General features: G+C 67.6%; 19 protein-coding genes. 3 read left to right on the top strand and 16 right to left on the bottom strand.

The window, feature by feature from the left end:
• Positions 1-2: 2 nt before the first annotated feature.
• From ABZ728_RS07045 to ABZ728_RS07015, 7 genes are read right to left on the bottom strand one after another with little or no spacing between them, the layout of a single operon-like run.
• Positions 3-215: a tail protein X gene (locus ABZ728_RS07045; RefSeq protein WP_366655380.1), complete on the bottom strand. Its 213-nt coding sequence runs from the start codon at positions 213-215 to the stop codon at positions 3-5.
• Complete coding sequence (locus ABZ728_RS07040; protein WP_366655378.1) at positions 212-601, bottom strand: phage tail protein; 390 nt, start codon at positions 599-601, stop codon at positions 212-214. The genes ABZ728_RS07045 and ABZ728_RS07040 overlap by 4 nt, the downstream gene beginning before the upstream one ends.
• Positions 602-628: 27 nt before the next feature.
• The gene (locus ABZ728_RS07035) at positions 629-3,151 is read right to left on the bottom strand and encodes a phage tail tape measure protein (RefSeq protein WP_366655376.1); all 2,523 of its coding nucleotides are present in this window, start codon (positions 3,149-3,151) and stop codon (positions 629-631) included.
• Positions 3,144-3,284, bottom strand: a complete 141-nt coding sequence (locus ABZ728_RS07030) for a GpE family phage tail protein (RefSeq protein ID WP_366655374.1) — start codon at positions 3,282-3,284, stop codon at positions 3,144-3,146. The genes ABZ728_RS07035 and ABZ728_RS07030 overlap by 8 nt, the downstream gene beginning before the upstream one ends.
• 29 nt (positions 3,285-3,313) lie before the next feature.
• The gene (locus ABZ728_RS07025; protein WP_366655372.1) at positions 3,314-3,574 is read right to left on the bottom strand and encodes a phage tail assembly protein; all 261 of its coding nucleotides are present in this window, start codon (positions 3,572-3,574) and stop codon (positions 3,314-3,316) included.
• A gap of 44 nt (positions 3,575-3,618) precedes the next feature.
• Complete coding sequence (locus ABZ728_RS07020) at positions 3,619-4,116, bottom strand: phage major tail tube protein (protein ID WP_366655370.1); 498 nt, start codon at positions 4,114-4,116, stop codon at positions 3,619-3,621.
• Complete coding sequence (locus ABZ728_RS07015; protein WP_366655369.1) at positions 4,113-5,306, bottom strand: phage tail sheath subtilisin-like domain-containing protein; 1,194 nt, start codon at positions 5,304-5,306, stop codon at positions 4,113-4,115. The genes ABZ728_RS07020 and ABZ728_RS07015 overlap by 4 nt, the downstream gene beginning before the upstream one ends.
• Positions 5,307-5,397: 91 nt before the next feature.
• Here ABZ728_RS07015 and ABZ728_RS07010 point away from each other — a divergent pair, with 91 nt between their 5' ends.
• Complete coding sequence (locus ABZ728_RS07010) at positions 5,398-5,673, top strand: helix-turn-helix transcriptional regulator (RefSeq protein WP_366655368.1); 276 nt, start codon at positions 5,398-5,400, stop codon at positions 5,671-5,673.
• On the opposite strand, the gene ABZ728_RS07005 is transcribed toward ABZ728_RS07010, so the two are convergent.
• Genes ABZ728_RS07005 through ABZ728_RS06970 form a run of 8 tightly spaced genes read right to left on the bottom strand, consistent with a single transcriptional unit; the run spans position 5,670 to position 11,941 of the window.
• Positions 5,670-5,864, bottom strand: a complete 195-nt coding sequence (locus tag ABZ728_RS07005) for a hypothetical protein (protein WP_366655367.1) — start codon at positions 5,862-5,864, stop codon at positions 5,670-5,672. The two genes, ABZ728_RS07010 and ABZ728_RS07005, sit on opposite strands and share 4 nt — an antisense overlap.
• Before the next feature lie 14 nt (positions 5,865-5,878).
• Complete coding sequence (locus ABZ728_RS07000; RefSeq protein WP_366655366.1) at positions 5,879-7,213, bottom strand: phage tail protein; 1,335 nt, start codon at positions 7,211-7,213, stop codon at positions 5,879-5,881.
• A complete protein-coding gene (locus ABZ728_RS06995; protein ID WP_366655364.1) occupies positions 7,206-9,500 on the bottom strand; it encodes a phage tail protein I in 2,295 nt (764 codons plus the stop codon). Before ABZ728_RS06995 ends, ABZ728_RS07000 begins: the two co-directional genes overlap by 8 nt.
• A 31-nt stretch (positions 9,501-9,531) precedes the next feature.
• Entirely contained in the window at positions 9,532-9,990 is a 459-nt protein-coding gene (locus ABZ728_RS06990) for a hypothetical protein (RefSeq protein ID WP_366655362.1), read from the bottom strand.
• Positions 9,987-10,373 carry a hypothetical protein gene (locus ABZ728_RS06985; protein ID WP_366655361.1) on the bottom strand — a complete coding sequence of 129 codons (387 nt, stop codon included), beginning with the start codon at positions 10,371-10,373 and terminating at the stop codon, positions 9,987-9,989. The genes ABZ728_RS06990 and ABZ728_RS06985 overlap by 4 nt, the downstream gene beginning before the upstream one ends.
• 4 nt (positions 10,374-10,377) lie before the next feature.
• Complete coding sequence (locus tag ABZ728_RS06980; RefSeq protein WP_366655359.1) at positions 10,378-11,292, bottom strand: baseplate J/gp47 family protein; 915 nt, start codon at positions 11,290-11,292, stop codon at positions 10,378-10,380.
• Positions 11,289-11,630 carry a GPW/gp25 family protein gene (locus tag ABZ728_RS06975; protein WP_366655358.1) on the bottom strand — a complete coding sequence of 114 codons (342 nt, stop codon included), beginning with the start codon at positions 11,628-11,630 and terminating at the stop codon, positions 11,289-11,291. The genes ABZ728_RS06980 and ABZ728_RS06975 overlap by 4 nt, the downstream gene beginning before the upstream one ends.
• 14 nt (positions 11,631-11,644) lie before the next feature.
• Positions 11,645-11,941, bottom strand: a complete 297-nt coding sequence (locus ABZ728_RS06970) for a PAAR domain-containing protein (RefSeq protein WP_366655356.1) — start codon at positions 11,939-11,941, stop codon at positions 11,645-11,647.
• A 144-nt stretch (positions 11,942-12,085) separates the two neighbouring features.
• Here ABZ728_RS06970 and ABZ728_RS06965 point away from each other — a divergent pair, with 144 nt between their 5' ends.
• Both ABZ728_RS06965 and ABZ728_RS06960 read left to right on the top strand, forming a co-directional pair.
• Complete coding sequence (locus tag ABZ728_RS06965; RefSeq protein WP_366655354.1) at positions 12,086-12,433, top strand: hypothetical protein; 348 nt, start codon at positions 12,086-12,088, stop codon at positions 12,431-12,433.
• A gap of 5 nt (positions 12,434-12,438) precedes the next feature.
• Positions 12,439-12,882 carry a hypothetical protein gene (locus ABZ728_RS06960; RefSeq protein ID WP_366655352.1) on the top strand — a complete coding sequence of 148 codons (444 nt, stop codon included), beginning with the start codon at positions 12,439-12,441 and terminating at the stop codon, positions 12,880-12,882.
• Positions 12,883-12,898: 16 nt separating this feature from the next.
• Here the strand turns inward: ABZ728_RS06960 and ABZ728_RS06955 are convergent, their stop codons facing one another.
• On the bottom strand, positions 12,899-13,396 hold the full coding sequence (locus tag ABZ728_RS06955) for a phage baseplate assembly protein V (protein WP_366655350.1): 498 nt from the start codon (positions 13,394-13,396) through the stop codon (positions 12,899-12,901).
• Position 13,397: the final 1 nt, after the last annotated feature.

Genomic DNA, 13,397 nt, shown 5'->3' with positions numbered 1-13,397 from the left:
GATCATCCCCAGATGCGGGTGACGCGGCGTTCGGGGGTGGTCGGCAGCGGCGGCAATGTGATCTCGACGCCGGCCGGCAGGATCGGGCCATAGCCTTCCAGGTGGCGATTGGCGGCGATGACGCGCTCGACCACGCCGTCGGTGCGGCCGTAGTGCCGCCAGACGATGGCATCGATCATGTCGCCGTCTGTCGTGCGGTGGGTGGCGGCCGTCATGCCGTATCCTCGCCGTAGCAGACCAGCCGCACGCCGAACTCGACCTTGCGCGGGCTGCCGTCGGGATGGAAATGGGTTTGGGTCTCGGTCACTTCCGTGATGCACCACAGCCCCCAGACGCGGCCGGTGCCGTCGACCATGTCCAGCGGCTCACCTCGGCTGGCCATCGCTCGCATGGCGTCAACCTGGCCGAGACCGCCCCGGTGATAGGGATAGATCACGCCGTCGAGCTTGATCTCCGGCGCATCGGGGCCAGTGAACTGCTGGGCCGGCCGGCGGCCGAGCCGGTCCTGGGCCTGCCACCGGTACCGCTCGCCGCGTTCGAGGCTCTGATAGGCGGCGGTGCCGAGCTCGAAGCGATAGTCGCCGAGTGCCATCAGGGGCATGGTCTGATTCCCTCGTTCGTCCGGTGCTCAATCATGGAATGACGCCCGCGCGGTCCGGGCCGCGTCGGTGGCGGAGCGGCGCAGGCCCTGGTCGACGGCTTGGCGGATGGATTCCGGATTGCCGTTCTGGACCTGGATGACGATCGCGCCCTCGCTGATATTGACCGTCACGTCGGGCTGCGGCTGTTCGACCGCCTCGGCCAGCTGGGTAATGGTCGGGCCGGACAGCGACGTCTCCGGATCGTCCAGGTTCCGCAGCTGCGCCTGGATGCCGGCATTGTCATCTTCCATCGCCGTCAGCGACTGTCCCAGCCCCTCGAGCTCCCGCATCGCGGGCCCGGCGGCGCCGGCGTCGATGGCAGATTCCACGGTCGGCATCGAAACCGCCTCGACCGCCGGCGACGTCGGCATCGGGATCGCCGGCATCGCGGCCGCGGTCGATCCGGGGGTGTAGGCGGCGACCGTGGGGGTCGTCGGCGTGGCGACGCGGAAGCGATCGAGATCGACGCCCGGCCGTTGTGCCGTATCGTTCGCGATGTCCGGCACGTCGGGCAGCGTGAGCTGGTTGGCGGCTTCGCGCCGGATCCGTTCGTTTTCCGCCCGCAGCCGGTCGCGCTCGCGCTCGAAGGCGGCTTGGTATTCGCCGCGGTTGCCCGGACCCGGGCCATTGCCGGCGCTTTCCCGGCGGGCGGTCTCGGCTGCCTGCCGTTCGATCTCGCTGTCTGACAGCGGCGTTGCCGTCACCTCGATACCCAGCTTGTCCTTGACCAGATCGGGCATCCAGTCGAGCAGCGACGTGATGGCGCCGGTCAGCCAGTCGGTAAAGCTGTTCCAGGCGCCGGAAACGCCGTCGGCCAGGGCGCCGATCCATTCCCGCCCGAGGGCGAACATATCGATGCCAAACAGGCTTTCGACGATGCCGTTGACCGCCCGCGCCACTATGGCACCGGGATGCCAGTCCCAAAGGAATCCGGTGATCGCGCTCAGGGCGCCGCCGACCGTCTCGCTCAGCCAGTTCCAGAGGCCGCTGAACCACGCGGCCACGCTGTCCCAGTTGCTATAAATCAGATAGGCGCCGGCGGCGAGCGCGGCGACGGCGCCGATGACCAGTCCCACCGGCGACAGCATCAGCGCCAGGCCGGTCGCCATCCGGGTGACGCCCAGCGCCGCCCCGATCAGGCCGCCCTTCATCACCAGCGTGGCGATGCTGACGGCGGTCATCGCGACCCGCAGCGCCAATAGCCCGCCGACGGTATAGCCTATCCACCGGGTCAGGGTCGGATAGCGTTCGGCGAGATCGGTCACCCAGTTGGCGGCAACCGCCAGTTTCTCCGCCAGATCGGCCAGCGCCGGCAGAAACAACTCGCCAACGGTGATCGCCACGCTCTCGGCCGCGCTGCTCAACCGCCGCAGGGCGCCGCCGGTGGTATCGTCCATACGCGTGGCGAGGTTCTGGGCCGCGCCCTCGGCGTCGGACAGTTCGTTGATATAGGCCGAAAGCGAACCGTCGATCGACTGGTTCAGCAGCTGCTGAACGGCGGCGGCCGGCTCGCGCCCGAAGATCCGCGTGATGGTGGCGGACAGTTCGGCACTGCCCATGCCGTCGACCTGGTTGGCCAGATCCGCCAGAATATCCGGCACGGCGCGCAGATTGCCGTCGGCGTCCGACGCCTCGACACCCAGATCGGCGAGCGCGTCGGCCGCTTCGCCCACCGGCGAGGACAGCCGCGAATAGACCGCATTGAGCGCCGTGCCCGCCCGGCTGCCCTGGATGCCGACATCGCCCAGCATGCCGGCCATGGCCGCGACCTCCTGCAGCGAGGCGCCGGCGCTCGATGCGGCCGGGGCGACATAGGCCATGGTGTCGCCCAGCATCGCGACGTCGACATTGGCGGAGGTCACGGTTGCCGCCATGGTGTCGGCGACCGTGCCCATCTCGCCGGCGGACATGTTGAAGCCGCTGAGAATGTTTGAAGCGATGTCGGCCGTCCGGGCCAGATCGGTCCCGGCGGCGATCGACAGGTTGACCAGGTCGGGCGTGGCGGCAAGGATCTCGTTGGTGTCCATGCCGGCCATGCCCAGATAGCCCATGGCGTCGGCCGCGTCCGATGCGCCCACCGGCGCCACCCGGCCGATCTCGCGCGCCGACTCCGACAGCCGTTCCATGTCCGCGCCGCTGGCATTGGCGACGGCGCCGACCCGGGCAATGGAATCCTCGAACGCCACCGCCGGGCGCATGGCGCCATAAAGGGCCATGCCGATGCCGACCGCTTCCATGGCCTGGCCGTGGCGTTCGGACAGGGCTTCGCGGTTCCGGCGCCCGGCTTCGCTCAGGCGATCGGACAGGACGCGCACCCGCCGGGCGGCCGCGTCGGCCGCGCGCCCGATCCGCTGCAGCCCCGTCGCCCGGCCGATGCGGCTGGCCAGGGACCGGATCCGGCGCAATGGCGCCGACAGCCGGCCGATCGACCGGGTGATCCGCTGCAGCGGCGCGGTCAGCCGATCGATGGCCGAGATGATGACCTGAACCCGCGATCGGGAACTAGACATGGCGGGGTTCTTTCGTCTGGCTCATGGCCTGGTAGCGCTTGACCGCCTTGTCGTGCCACAAGGCAAGTTCCGACACTTCAAGACGTTCCAGGTCGGCGAGCGGCCAGTGGAAGACGGCGGCGATATCGGCCATGGCCTCGCCGACGCCTTCCGGGCCGAGGGTCAGCGCGACAAAAAACCGTCGATGATCTCGCTGGCGCGGTTGATGTCCTCGCCGTCGAGCAGATCGGTTTCGTCGGGGGCGATGCCGGTCAGCTTCGCGATCAGCCACAGGCTCTGATCGATCTGCGATCCCTTCAGCTTCCCCATCTGGCGCAGGTCGCGGCCAGTGGGACGGCGGAACTCCAGTTCACGCAGCACCGTGTCGTCGGTGCGTGTGATCGGGTGGTTGAGGGTGAGCGTATTGGCTGCGCGTTCGGTCATGGGGATGGTCCTTTCGATGGAAAGAGGACGGGGGGATTGGAGGGTCAGAGACCCAGGGCAGCCCGCTGGTCGGCGAGCTGATCGATGCCACGGATGCGCCGGATCATGTTCTCCAGGTCGATCTCGATCACGTCGGTGCCGGCCTGGGTGAAGCGGTAATAGGCGAGGGTGGCACTGACCTTGAGCGTGGCGCGGTCGCCGGCCTTGACGCCGCCGGGTTCCAGGCCGCGCCACAGGCCGCGCAGCTGGATCCGGATCGGTTCCACCGGCCCGCCCTGCGCCTGGGCGGCGGCGCGCAGGGTCACGGGCTGGTTGCTGGTTCCAAGAAGGCCCAGCAGGTCGGGGTCCCAGTCGGCGAAGGTGGCGGTGAACTCCATCTTCTCCATGCCGAGCTCGACATCGACCGGAGCATCCATGCCGCCGCCGCGGAACTCGTCGGTGTTGAGATTGAGGCTGGGCAGTTCGGCTTCCTCGACCCGGCCGGCAAAGCCCTGGCCGTCGACGAACAGGTTGAAGTTGCGGATGACGCGCGGGTGTTTCATGCGACCAGTTCCTCCAGATAGCCGTCGGTCATCATCGACCGGAACGTGATGTGTTCGGCCGGATACGGCGCGGTGAAGTCGAAGTTGAAGTAGACCTTGCCCTGACTGATGTTGGCGGGCGTGTTGAGGTCGGGATCGGGCCAGCATTCGCCGCCCAGGATTGCGCCGCGGGCCTTGAGGCTGCGCAGATAGCCGTTCACGCCTTCGGTCACGTCCTCGATGTAGGTCCGGGAGATGGCGCGGTCGACCGCCCAGAGATGCGCGCGCTGGACCGACTCGTTGACCATGTCGGCGGTGCGCCGGACCGACAGGAACGCCCAGCGCGGATCCGACGAACAGGTGCGGTTGCCCCACAGCCGATAGCCGTTCTCGCGGATGACGGTGGCGACGTCGTTCTCATTCAGATAGTTGGCCCGCGCATTGCGGTCGCCGAGCCGGAAGTCAACCGGCCGCGCGGTGCCGATGATGCCGAACAGCTCCTGGTTCGATGGCGACCACCAGAAGCCGCGCTCGGCGTCGATGCGGGCGATCAGCCCGGCCACGGCGGCACTGACCGGAACCGTGCGGATCCCGCCGCGATCGACCCTGACATGCGGATCGACCAGGAACACGCGCGCGCTGCCCCAGTCGCCGCGATACCCGATTGCCGCCTCGTCAGTCGTGTCCGGGCCGTCGGCAATGATGGTGGCGCGCAGTTGCCGGGCGATCGCCTGCAGGGCGGCGACCACCGGGTTGGCCAGCAGCCGGTCGGGATCGTCCGGGTCGGGCGGGCGCTGATGGGTGAAGCCCGGCGCGATCAGCAGGCGCGGCGTCAGCCCCAGCCGGGACTGCGCGGCCTTGAGCGCATGCACGCCGGTATAGGCGTCGGTCTCGGCATCGACCCCCCCGATGACATTGGCGCGGGTGTCGCTGTCGTCGCTGCCCTCGGCCACGCGGATGACCACGACCATCGCGCCGACCTGGTCGAAGATCGAGGCGAGCGCGTCGGGCAGTGTACCGGCCTCGCCCAGTCTGGCCGCCTCGCGGCGGCTGCCGGCGACCAAGACAGGCGTATCCATCGGGAACACCTCGGCATCGGCGTCCGGCGCGGTGCCGACAACGCCGATGACGCTCGAGCGCACCGTGCGGATCGGGCGCGGGCCGTGGTCGATCTCGACGACCTCGACGCCGTGAAGAAAGGAATCGGGCATACGATCTCCTGCGGTTGAGCAAAAAAAAACCCGCTCGCTGGCGGGTGGTGTTAGGAAGGCGCACGAGTGACGGACCCACGGAGACGAACACGTGCCTGATGACCGCGAACTGTCGTTCGCCCAAGCCATTCGCCGGAGCGTCGATCAGTTGACGCCGGCTGCGGTTTCACGCCGGGTAAACGCCGGTGAGAACCCGGTGCGGGTCTGGCGGGAGCATCGCCGAATGACGCTCGAGGGCCTGGCCACCGCCGCCGGCATCGGCACGGCCTATCTCTCGGAGATCGAGACCGGCCGAAAGGACGGCAGTCTGTCGGTGCTGAAAGCCATCGCCGGAGCCTTGCAGGTCGATCTCGACGATATCGTTTAGCGGGTTTCGGACCGGGCCGGGTCGTTTACGCTTTCGGGCGAAGGCACGATTTGGCCGTCGCGGATGACCAGCCGGTCGATCGGATAGCCGGCCAACGCCTCGGGGATCGGCACGGCGCCGGGCAGTCCTTCGGCCCCGTCGCCATCGACAATCGAGACGACGGCCTCGCCATTGGAAATCGCAAAACGCATGGAAGGGTATCCTCTCAAGCCGTGAAGTGGAATCGGCCGACGATGTAGATGCGGTCCGTCGATAGATGGAACGGGCCATCACCGCCGCGATAATCGGAAAAACCCTGGATCTCGGCGCCGTACCGGTTGACCTCGGTAAGGGTCATGTTATTCGCGACGCCTGAGGTTGCCGGCTGAACTTCGTAGGCATAAAGGTTGCCCCAGCCGACGACGCCGCCAAAGGACCGCAGACGCGGTACACGGCTCCAGTTATAGGGGGCCGAGGCGATGGTCGCCCGGATCGAGTTGCTGCCGGTGATCAACTCGAAGCGGTTGCGGAACGGTGGATCATTGGAATAGATGGCGCTTTGCTCGTTCCAGGTGAGCGTTGCGCGATTGATCAGCGGCGTGACGGCCGGTGTGTTGGCGCCGCCGGTAACGACCCGCGCCACCAATGCGTCGTCATAGCCGGTATCGAAGACACTGTGATCCTCGGCCCGGCCGTGGGGATTGTAGGCCGGATCGCTCAGGTCGCGCAGCACCAGCCGCCCCGCCGGCCATATCGTTGGCTCGACGTTATGCTGTCCCGGCGCCAGCCAACGCAGGTGATAGGTGCGGTTCGGCGCCGTCGGGAAGTTTCTGTCAGCAATGGTGCCCAGATCGAACCGCCGGCCGCCACGATGCAGCAGCGTCGCCGCCCCCGTCGTGATGCCGCCATGTTCGGCCGAGACCGGCAAACGGCCGCCCCCGGTCTCGATTTCTGGAAAGATGGGGGCGAGGCGATAATCGCCCATGGTCGCCGCCAGGGCCTCGCGGGCCGCGCGGAGGTCGCCGATCGATTGCTCGACCTCGTCGCGCATCGTCTCGATCGCCTGCGTCAGATCGCCGGCCATCGCCCCGACCGTCTGGTCGACATAGGCACGGCTTGCGGTGACCACTGTCGGGTCGATCAGCAGCTCAACGCTGTCGGCGTTGGCCACTTCCAGGATCACCCGGATGACAAGGTCCGATCCGGTACCGGCGATCAGGGTGGGTTTGTAAGTCGGCGGGAACTTGGCGATTGCGATCAGGGCGCCGTCGCTGTCGATCAGCCCGACCTCGCGCACGTAATGCCCGCCGACGGACATCGGCACCACCACCTCGACCACCACCCAATGCGGGTTGGCCGGGTCGACCGTGATCCGGTTGATCGGCCGGCGGTGCCATTCGCCGACCAGCGCCGTCTGGTCCGGGCTCGGGTCATAGCTCGCCCCGCCGCCGTCGCCCAGCGCCGCCTCGGTGATACCGAGCGGGCTGTCGTCTGCCATGGCGGCGGCCAGTTCGGCCCGGCCGGTATCGGTCAGAATGGTGTAATAGTCCTGGTCAGGCATCGGTATCCTCATTGTGAGCGGGCACGGTGACGGCCGTGACGCTGTGAATTGCGCTCGCGCCGGCCGTTGCCCCCATGATCGGTCCCGGCGGATCCCAGATCGGGGCGACGGTGACCGCCTGGCCGCTGAGCGCGGCCGGGGCGGCATGAAGCGTGGTCGCGGCCATCGGCACGACCAGGGTCAGCCGGGTCATGTGGCTGCGGGTGTTCTTCGAGGCGGCGACCGCGCGGCCGAGATTGCGGGTCAGCCCGCGCTCGATGCCTCCGGCCCGGGTGACGGTGGCGCGGAAGGTGTAGGGCGGGCCTTCGGGCGTATCCTCGAACCATTCGGTCAGTACGGCATCGTCGACGCCGAGGCTGGCGAGTGCCGATTCCACCGCCGCCGGTGTGCCCCGGATGCGGTGGGTGGCGATGGCGCGACCCGAGACCGCGCGCTTGGTGGCGTCGGGCCAGGTTGTGTCCCAGATATCAACGGCGCGCTCCCAGGCCTGCCAGGGCAGCAGCTGCGAGCGCACCCGCTCCGGATCGGCGTTGTGCCGGTGCAGGGCGGGCAGATCGGTGGCGCGAACGGTCACGGCCTCGAGCGCGCGCATCTCGTTGGTCGCGCTCGACGGCAGCAGCGTCGGCGTCGGCTTGGCGGTCGTGAACGCCGCTTGGCCGTGCGTGCCGATGCGGACACGTGCCCGGCCGTAGTGGGTGGCGGTCGTGGCGGCCTCGCCGGTGCCGACGGCCTTCAGTATCGCCGCGCCCGATCGGCTGCCGTTCGCCACCGCCCGTCCGGTGCCGCCGGCAATGATGTTGACAGTGCCCCGCCGGTGCGGCCGGCCATGCCCCCCGATCCCGAATGCGAAAGCGGTTGCCCCGGTGCGGTCGGCGCGCTTGTGGCCGGTCCCGGCCATCGTCCCGACGGCCGGGACCGCTGCCGTTCCGCCGACGATCCGACCGGCCGTACCGTCGAGGCTGGCCCCTGCCGTGACGGTTACGTCGACAGTGACGATCAGCGGTTCGGCCGGCTGGTCCGTGATCGTCACGCCACTGGCGCCGAGGATGGCGCCGGCGGCGAACAATCCGCCGCCGCTCGACCGCTTGAACGCCCGGGCGTCGGTAACGGCACCGGCCCGGACCATGGCGGCGGCCGGGATCGACTTGCGCGCGACACCGGTTGTTTGCGCTCCCGCGTCGACGGCGGCTGAGACGAAAGCATGCTTCGTTCCGCCAGCCGTGATGCCCACACCAGCGTCGATCGTCGGCGTGCGGGATATCCGCTTGCGGCCCATCCCGGCGACGCTGCCCGTTGCCGGCACCGATCCGGCCCCGGTACTGCGCTTGCCGCTGGTGGCCGCAAGGGTCGCCGTGGCCCGACTATGCGCCGCCCGTTCGGCTTCGTGGCGCCAGTGGCCGCCGCCGCGCACGCCCGGTACCGCCGCTGTCGAGGCGGCGCGGTCGAAGCTGTCATCGGTCCAGATCACCGTGCCGGTACCGGCATCGAGCAGCGCCGCTTTCGGACCACTGCCCCAGGCGCCGGCGGTCAGCACCGTCCCGTCCGGCGTCACCGAAACGGCGCGGATCTGGCCCGGGTTGCCGGCGGTGCTCGACCACACGACATCGCCGTCGCCGGTGTATTGGCGGGCGACGATGCCGGCATCGGGGGCGCCGCCGACCGTGACATGGCCGCGATCATCGACCGCGACGGCCCAGATATAAGGGGCCGTGCCGAACGATGCCGACCAGCGCGGGGTGCCGTCGGCCTCATAGACGTTCAGATGCCGGCCGTCGCCGTCGGCACTGCCGGCGGCAATGACGCCACCGGCGGAGGTCAGCGCGACCGCGATCGCGGCGGCGCCGCGCTCGACCGCCCAGATCAGGGCACCGCCGGCGTCGCGGCGCTCGACCCGGCCATCGACCCGGGCCAGCGCGATGCCGCCGTCGCGGTCGATGGCCACGCCCCAGACGTCGGAACCGCTGGGTACCGTCCATAGCGGCGCCCCGCCGGCGTCGAAGGCAGCCACGCCGCTGGCGGTGGCGGCGACCACCGTACCGGCCAGATTGACGGCGACGGCGCGCAGGGTACCGCCGGCCTCCGCCGACCAGATCTCCGCTCCGTCGGGGTCGAGGCGCCGGACCCGGCTGGCACCACCGGCGACCAGCCAGCCGTCGCGATGACGGGCCAGCGCCGACGCCCGGCTCTCCCGCGTCCAGAGCGGTGTACCGTCGGTCCCGAATCCGCGCAGACCGGTCCCGTCGGTCAGCTGATCGCTGCCGACGAGATAGGGCGCGGGTTCGGTCATGGGGGCCTATGGAAGGGAGCGGGGCAGTAGATCAGGCAGGCGGCTGGCCGGAGGCGATCGCCTCCCGGCGCTCGGCGGTCAGCAGATCGCGGGCGACCAGCCAGTCGAGCAGGTCGGCCAGTGCCGGATCGTCGAGGGTGACGGTCTCGCGGTCAAAGACGTCTTCCCAGAGGATGGCAAGGTCGGCAGATTGGGCCGCGTCCAGACTGTCGCCCAGCTTGATCGCCCGGCGTTCGGCGTGCGTGAACAGCGCGCGAACGCGGCGCGGATCCACCGGCCGGGCCACCGGGCGATATTCGACGGCACCGGTCTCGATCCGGACGAAGGCGGCATGGGTGCGGAATTCACTGTCGGCGGGCGGGTCCCAGGTTTCGACTTCCACGCCCTGGGCCCGGCGCTCGGGCGCCAGGTCGTCGGGGCGGTGATGGGCGGCGACCACCGGCGCCCAGCCGTCGGCGTCGGCCTCACCGGGAAAGACCAGCGCCGTCATGCGCCGCCCCCGTCACCCGATTGGCCGTCAGTCGGCGCTGGGCAGTCGCCGACGGTCAGCGTCAGTTCGGTGAGGCGGTACTCGCCGGCCGAGCCGAACATCTCCTCAGGCACACTGATCTTTGCCAGAAAGCCGCCGGCGCCGGACCACAAGCCGATATGGGAGACGACGGCGCCGGCTGGCACCTCGAAGCCGATCGTGCCGGTGGCGGCAACCGCGCCGTTCTCCGGCTCGCTCCAGGTCACCGGGCGGCGGGCATAATCGCCGCCGTCGATCTCCTGCGCGCCGTCGGCGCCGGGATCGTCGCCGTGCAGCGACAGGGACGTCGCGGCCGCCGCCAGCGCGGCAACGGCGGTGTCGGTGCCAAGGGGTGTCAGGGCCATGGGGTCAATCCTCCAGGGTGATGGTGATGGATTCGCACCACGCGGCCTCGCCGGACGTGGGCAGGATGTGATCGGCCGGGCGGTCGAGCGTGACCAGCTGGACCCCCGGCGGCGACAGGGCGGCAAAGAGGCCGGAGCGGGTGACCGGATCGCCCAGCCGGTGCCGGGCGGCGACGTAGGCCCGCAGGCGCTTGTCGGCTTCGGCCCGCACCACCTCGGCGTCGGGGCCATCATAGACCCGCAAGCGCGCCTCGACCCGATAGACGAGGATCGCGGCCGGGCGGATCTCGACCTGGTCGGTCAGCGGCCGGACATTGCGGGCCGACAGCGCAGATTCGACCGCCGCCAGCACCTCCGGTCCCGGCACGCCCTTGCCCTCGCGGGTCAGCACCGTGACGATCACCCGGCCCGGTTCCGGGCTGGCGACCGAGGTCGACTTGATTGCCGGATGCGCGTCGCGGGCGGCGGAGATATAGGCATTGTCCGGCCCGGCCACGCTCAGCCGGTAAAGCGCCAGCTGCGCGCGTTCGCGCAACGCGTCATCGCCCTCCCAGACCGGTTCGACCGGCGGCAGGGCGTCCAGGTCGCCGGGCTCGATCAGTAGGCGCGTGGTCTGCGACAGGTCCCAGGCCTTGCGGTCGAGATCCTCGCCCCGGGCGCTGGCCAGCAGGGTCGCGCGCGAGGCCTCGTTGATGCGCTGGCGCAGGAGCAGCTCGCGCCAGGCGTTGGCCTGCAACAGTGCCGATACCGGGTCGGATTCGACCATGGCCGTGTAATCCGGATAGCGCCGGACCAACTCGGCGCGCATCTCCGAAAAGATCACCTCGAAGTCGCCCTCGTCGACGATCGGCGGCGGCTCGAAGCTGGCCAGATCCACCCCGGCATAGGCCCGCACTGGCGGGATATTGATGTCGGTCATGGCGACAGCTCCACGGTCAGGGAAACGGATTGATTGTCTGCGACCACCCGGCCGGTCAGGCTCAACACCACCTGGCCGGGGCGCGATCCGGCGACCGCCTGGACCCGGGTCAGCCTCAACCTCGGCTCCCACCGGCGCAGGGCTTTGGCGGTGGCGGCGTAGAAATCGACCACGGTCGCGGGCGTCAGCGGCGCATCGACCAGGCGCGGCAGGTCCGAGCCGTATTCCCGGCGCATCACGCGCGTGCCGACCCGCGTGGTCAGGATATCGCGAATCGACTGGGCGAGATGGTCCGTTCCGGCCAGAGGCTCGCCGGTGATGGCATCCATTCCTTGCATGGGAGAACCTCGAACTATCCGCCGATGCGCACCGTGGCGGCGCCGGTCGCGGCGACAGAGCCGCAACTCACCGGGTCGCCGATCCGCCCGGCCGGGCGGCCGTTGATCCGCACGGTGCCGGACCCGGCCGCCAGAACCCCGGCATGGCAATCACTCGGCCGGTCGACGCAACAATGGACGGCCCAGCCGTCGCCGACGCGGTGCGCGGCCGCATCCTCGATCCGGACATCGCCGCTGCCCGTCACCGACGGCCGGGACGGCCAGCAGTCATGGCCGGTGCAGAGATCGCCGAGGCGGGTGGCTGGGGGCATCTGTTTTTCACCTTCACGGAGCGGGGTTACAGCTACCATCGGACTGAATTATAGATCGCAAAATCGCTACATAGAGCAGATTTGGTTGACAGAAGTAGGAATAGATCGTATTTTCGCTCTAGAGAGCAACGTAGGGGGGATATAATGATCAAGCCGACGGACCTGACTATCCGAAAAGTTGCGCGGTCTCTTAAGATAAACATTTATAACGAGGAGTTTCGTGGAAAGAAGCGGGGTCGGTTCTGTCTGACACGACGGCAATTAAAGACGGCGCTAGGAGTTGAACGACTGCGCTCTGAGACAATTCAAAAGCTTCAAGATGAAGCACTTGAAATGGGTTTGGTCATTATTGATCTGGACGAGACATTTCCGTGCGTCGAAAAGGATATCGTAGAGAAATATCGACGTCCACCGGCCGAGGTGTTCTCGGAGTACTTCCCGATCAATGAGACTGACGATTTTGACATGGAAAACAACGAAAATGAGGAGTGAACAACATGAATGAACAAAGACTGATTGATGAAACTCGGGAATATGTGTTCCAATTGTACACGCACAGAAAAACACAGTTTTTCCTTAGAGATATATTTGGTCAAATAGAAGAAGATGATGAACTAAGGGATATCTTGTCAAACCCAAGACGCCCAGATCATTATATGTCCCTGACGTTTGACAGGAGATACAAAGATAAAAGCTTTAAATACCATCGATTTGATGCAATATTAGTAATTCTTGACAGGCTGTCGGGTGGAGTTGGACTGTATAAGCCTGTAAACCAGATAAGAGCTCTAAAATGGAAAAATACTGAAAAGGATTTGAGCGATACGATAATGAAACTCACAAAATATAATCATGGCGTAAAAATAAGGCGGGTATTGGTGCAACCTTATCCAGTTCCCGCTGCCGGACACCGAATTGATCGAAGTATATATACAAAATAGTCGATATAATGCCCGTTTAATTGATATCCACCGTCGCCCCGTTGATCGTAATCGCGCCCTCGGCACGAATCTCGATCGCCCCTTTGGAGCGTAGCGCAATATCGCCTTCCGCTTCGATGATCACGCGCCCGGGCGTCGTGAGCCGGGTGGTGCCGGCCTGGCCGTCATGTTCGACCACCGTGCCGTCGGCATAGACGCGCTTGTCCACCGCCGGCCGGTCATCGGGTGGCGGGTTGTCGGTGCAGTTGAGCCGGGCGATGACGGTGCCGTTGTTCAGATCGCCGCCGGGACAGACGACGATGACGCGTTCTCCGACGGTCGGCGGATCCCAGGTGCGGTCGGCGCCGGCGCGGACTTCGGCCCAGCGGATCCAATTGCTGACGATCGGCCCGTCGGTGACCCGGACCCGCGCGGCGGCGTGATTGATCTCGGTCACGCGGGCATAGCGGATCACGCCGTTGACCTGGCGTTCGACGTCGGACAGGTCGCGGGTCAGGTGGCGGCGTTCGGGCATG

The sequence above is a fragment of the Fodinicurvata sp. EGI_FJ10296 genome, from assembly GCF_040712075.1.
Taxonomy (GTDB): domain Bacteria; phylum Pseudomonadota; class Alphaproteobacteria; order DSM-16000; family Inquilinaceae; genus JBFCVL01.
The sequence above is the reverse complement of the archived record's forward strand: the minus strand, read 5'-3'. Positions and strand labels throughout refer to the sequence as shown.

Excerpts from the sequence above, each read along its gene's own strand:
- ABZ728_RS07045 (WP_366655380.1), bottom strand. The coding sequence starts at position 215 with ATGACGGCCGCCACCCACCGCACGACAGACGGCGACATGATCGATGCC.
- ABZ728_RS07040 (WP_366655378.1), bottom strand. The coding sequence starts at position 601 with ATGCCCCTGATGGCACTCGGCGACTATCGCTTCGAGCTCGGCACCGCC.
- ABZ728_RS07035 (WP_366655376.1), bottom strand. The coding sequence starts at position 3,151 with ATGTCTAGTTCCCGATCGCGGGTTCAGGTCATCATCTCGGCCATCGAT.
- ABZ728_RS07030 (WP_366655374.1), bottom strand. The coding sequence starts at position 3,284 with ATGGCCGATATCGCCGCCGTCTTCCACTGGCCGCTCGCCGACCTGGAA.
- ABZ728_RS07025 (WP_366655372.1), bottom strand. The coding sequence starts at position 3,574 with ATGACCGAACGCGCAGCCAATACGCTCACCCTCAACCACCCGATCACA.
- ABZ728_RS07020 (WP_366655370.1), bottom strand. The coding sequence starts at position 4,116 with ATGAAACACCCGCGCGTCATCCGCAACTTCAACCTGTTCGTCGACGGC.
- ABZ728_RS07015 (WP_366655369.1), bottom strand. The coding sequence starts at position 5,306 with ATGCCCGATTCCTTTCTTCACGGCGTCGAGGTCGTCGAGATCGACCAC.
- ABZ728_RS07005 (WP_366655367.1), bottom strand. The coding sequence starts at position 5,864 with ATGCGTTTTGCGATTTCCAATGGCGAGGCCGTCGTCTCGATTGTCGAT.
- ABZ728_RS07000 (WP_366655366.1), bottom strand. The coding sequence starts at position 7,213 with ATGCCTGACCAGGACTATTACACCATTCTGACCGATACCGGCCGGGCC.
- ABZ728_RS06995 (WP_366655364.1), bottom strand. The coding sequence starts at position 9,500 with ATGACCGAACCCGCGCCCTATCTCGTCGGCAGCGATCAGCTGACCGAC.
- ABZ728_RS06990 (WP_366655362.1), bottom strand. The coding sequence starts at position 9,990 with ATGACGGCGCTGGTCTTTCCCGGTGAGGCCGACGCCGACGGCTGGGCG.
- ABZ728_RS06985 (WP_366655361.1), bottom strand. The coding sequence starts at position 10,373 with ATGGCCCTGACACCCCTTGGCACCGACACCGCCGTTGCCGCGCTGGCG.
- ABZ728_RS06980 (WP_366655359.1), bottom strand. The coding sequence starts at position 11,292 with ATGACCGACATCAATATCCCGCCAGTGCGGGCCTATGCCGGGGTGGAT.
- ABZ728_RS06975 (WP_366655358.1), bottom strand. The coding sequence starts at position 11,630 with ATGCAAGGAATGGATGCCATCACCGGCGAGCCTCTGGCCGGAACGGAC.
- ABZ728_RS06970 (WP_366655356.1), bottom strand. The coding sequence starts at position 11,941 with ATGCCCCCAGCCACCCGCCTCGGCGATCTCTGCACCGGCCATGACTGC.
- ABZ728_RS06965 (WP_366655354.1), top strand. The coding sequence starts at position 12,086 with ATGATCAAGCCGACGGACCTGACTATCCGAAAAGTTGCGCGGTCTCTT.
- ABZ728_RS06960 (WP_366655352.1), top strand. The coding sequence starts at position 12,439 with ATGAATGAACAAAGACTGATTGATGAAACTCGGGAATATGTGTTCCAA.
- ABZ728_RS06955 (WP_366655350.1), bottom strand. The coding sequence starts at position 13,396 with ATGCCCGAACGCCGCCACCTGACCCGCGACCTGTCCGACGTCGAACGC.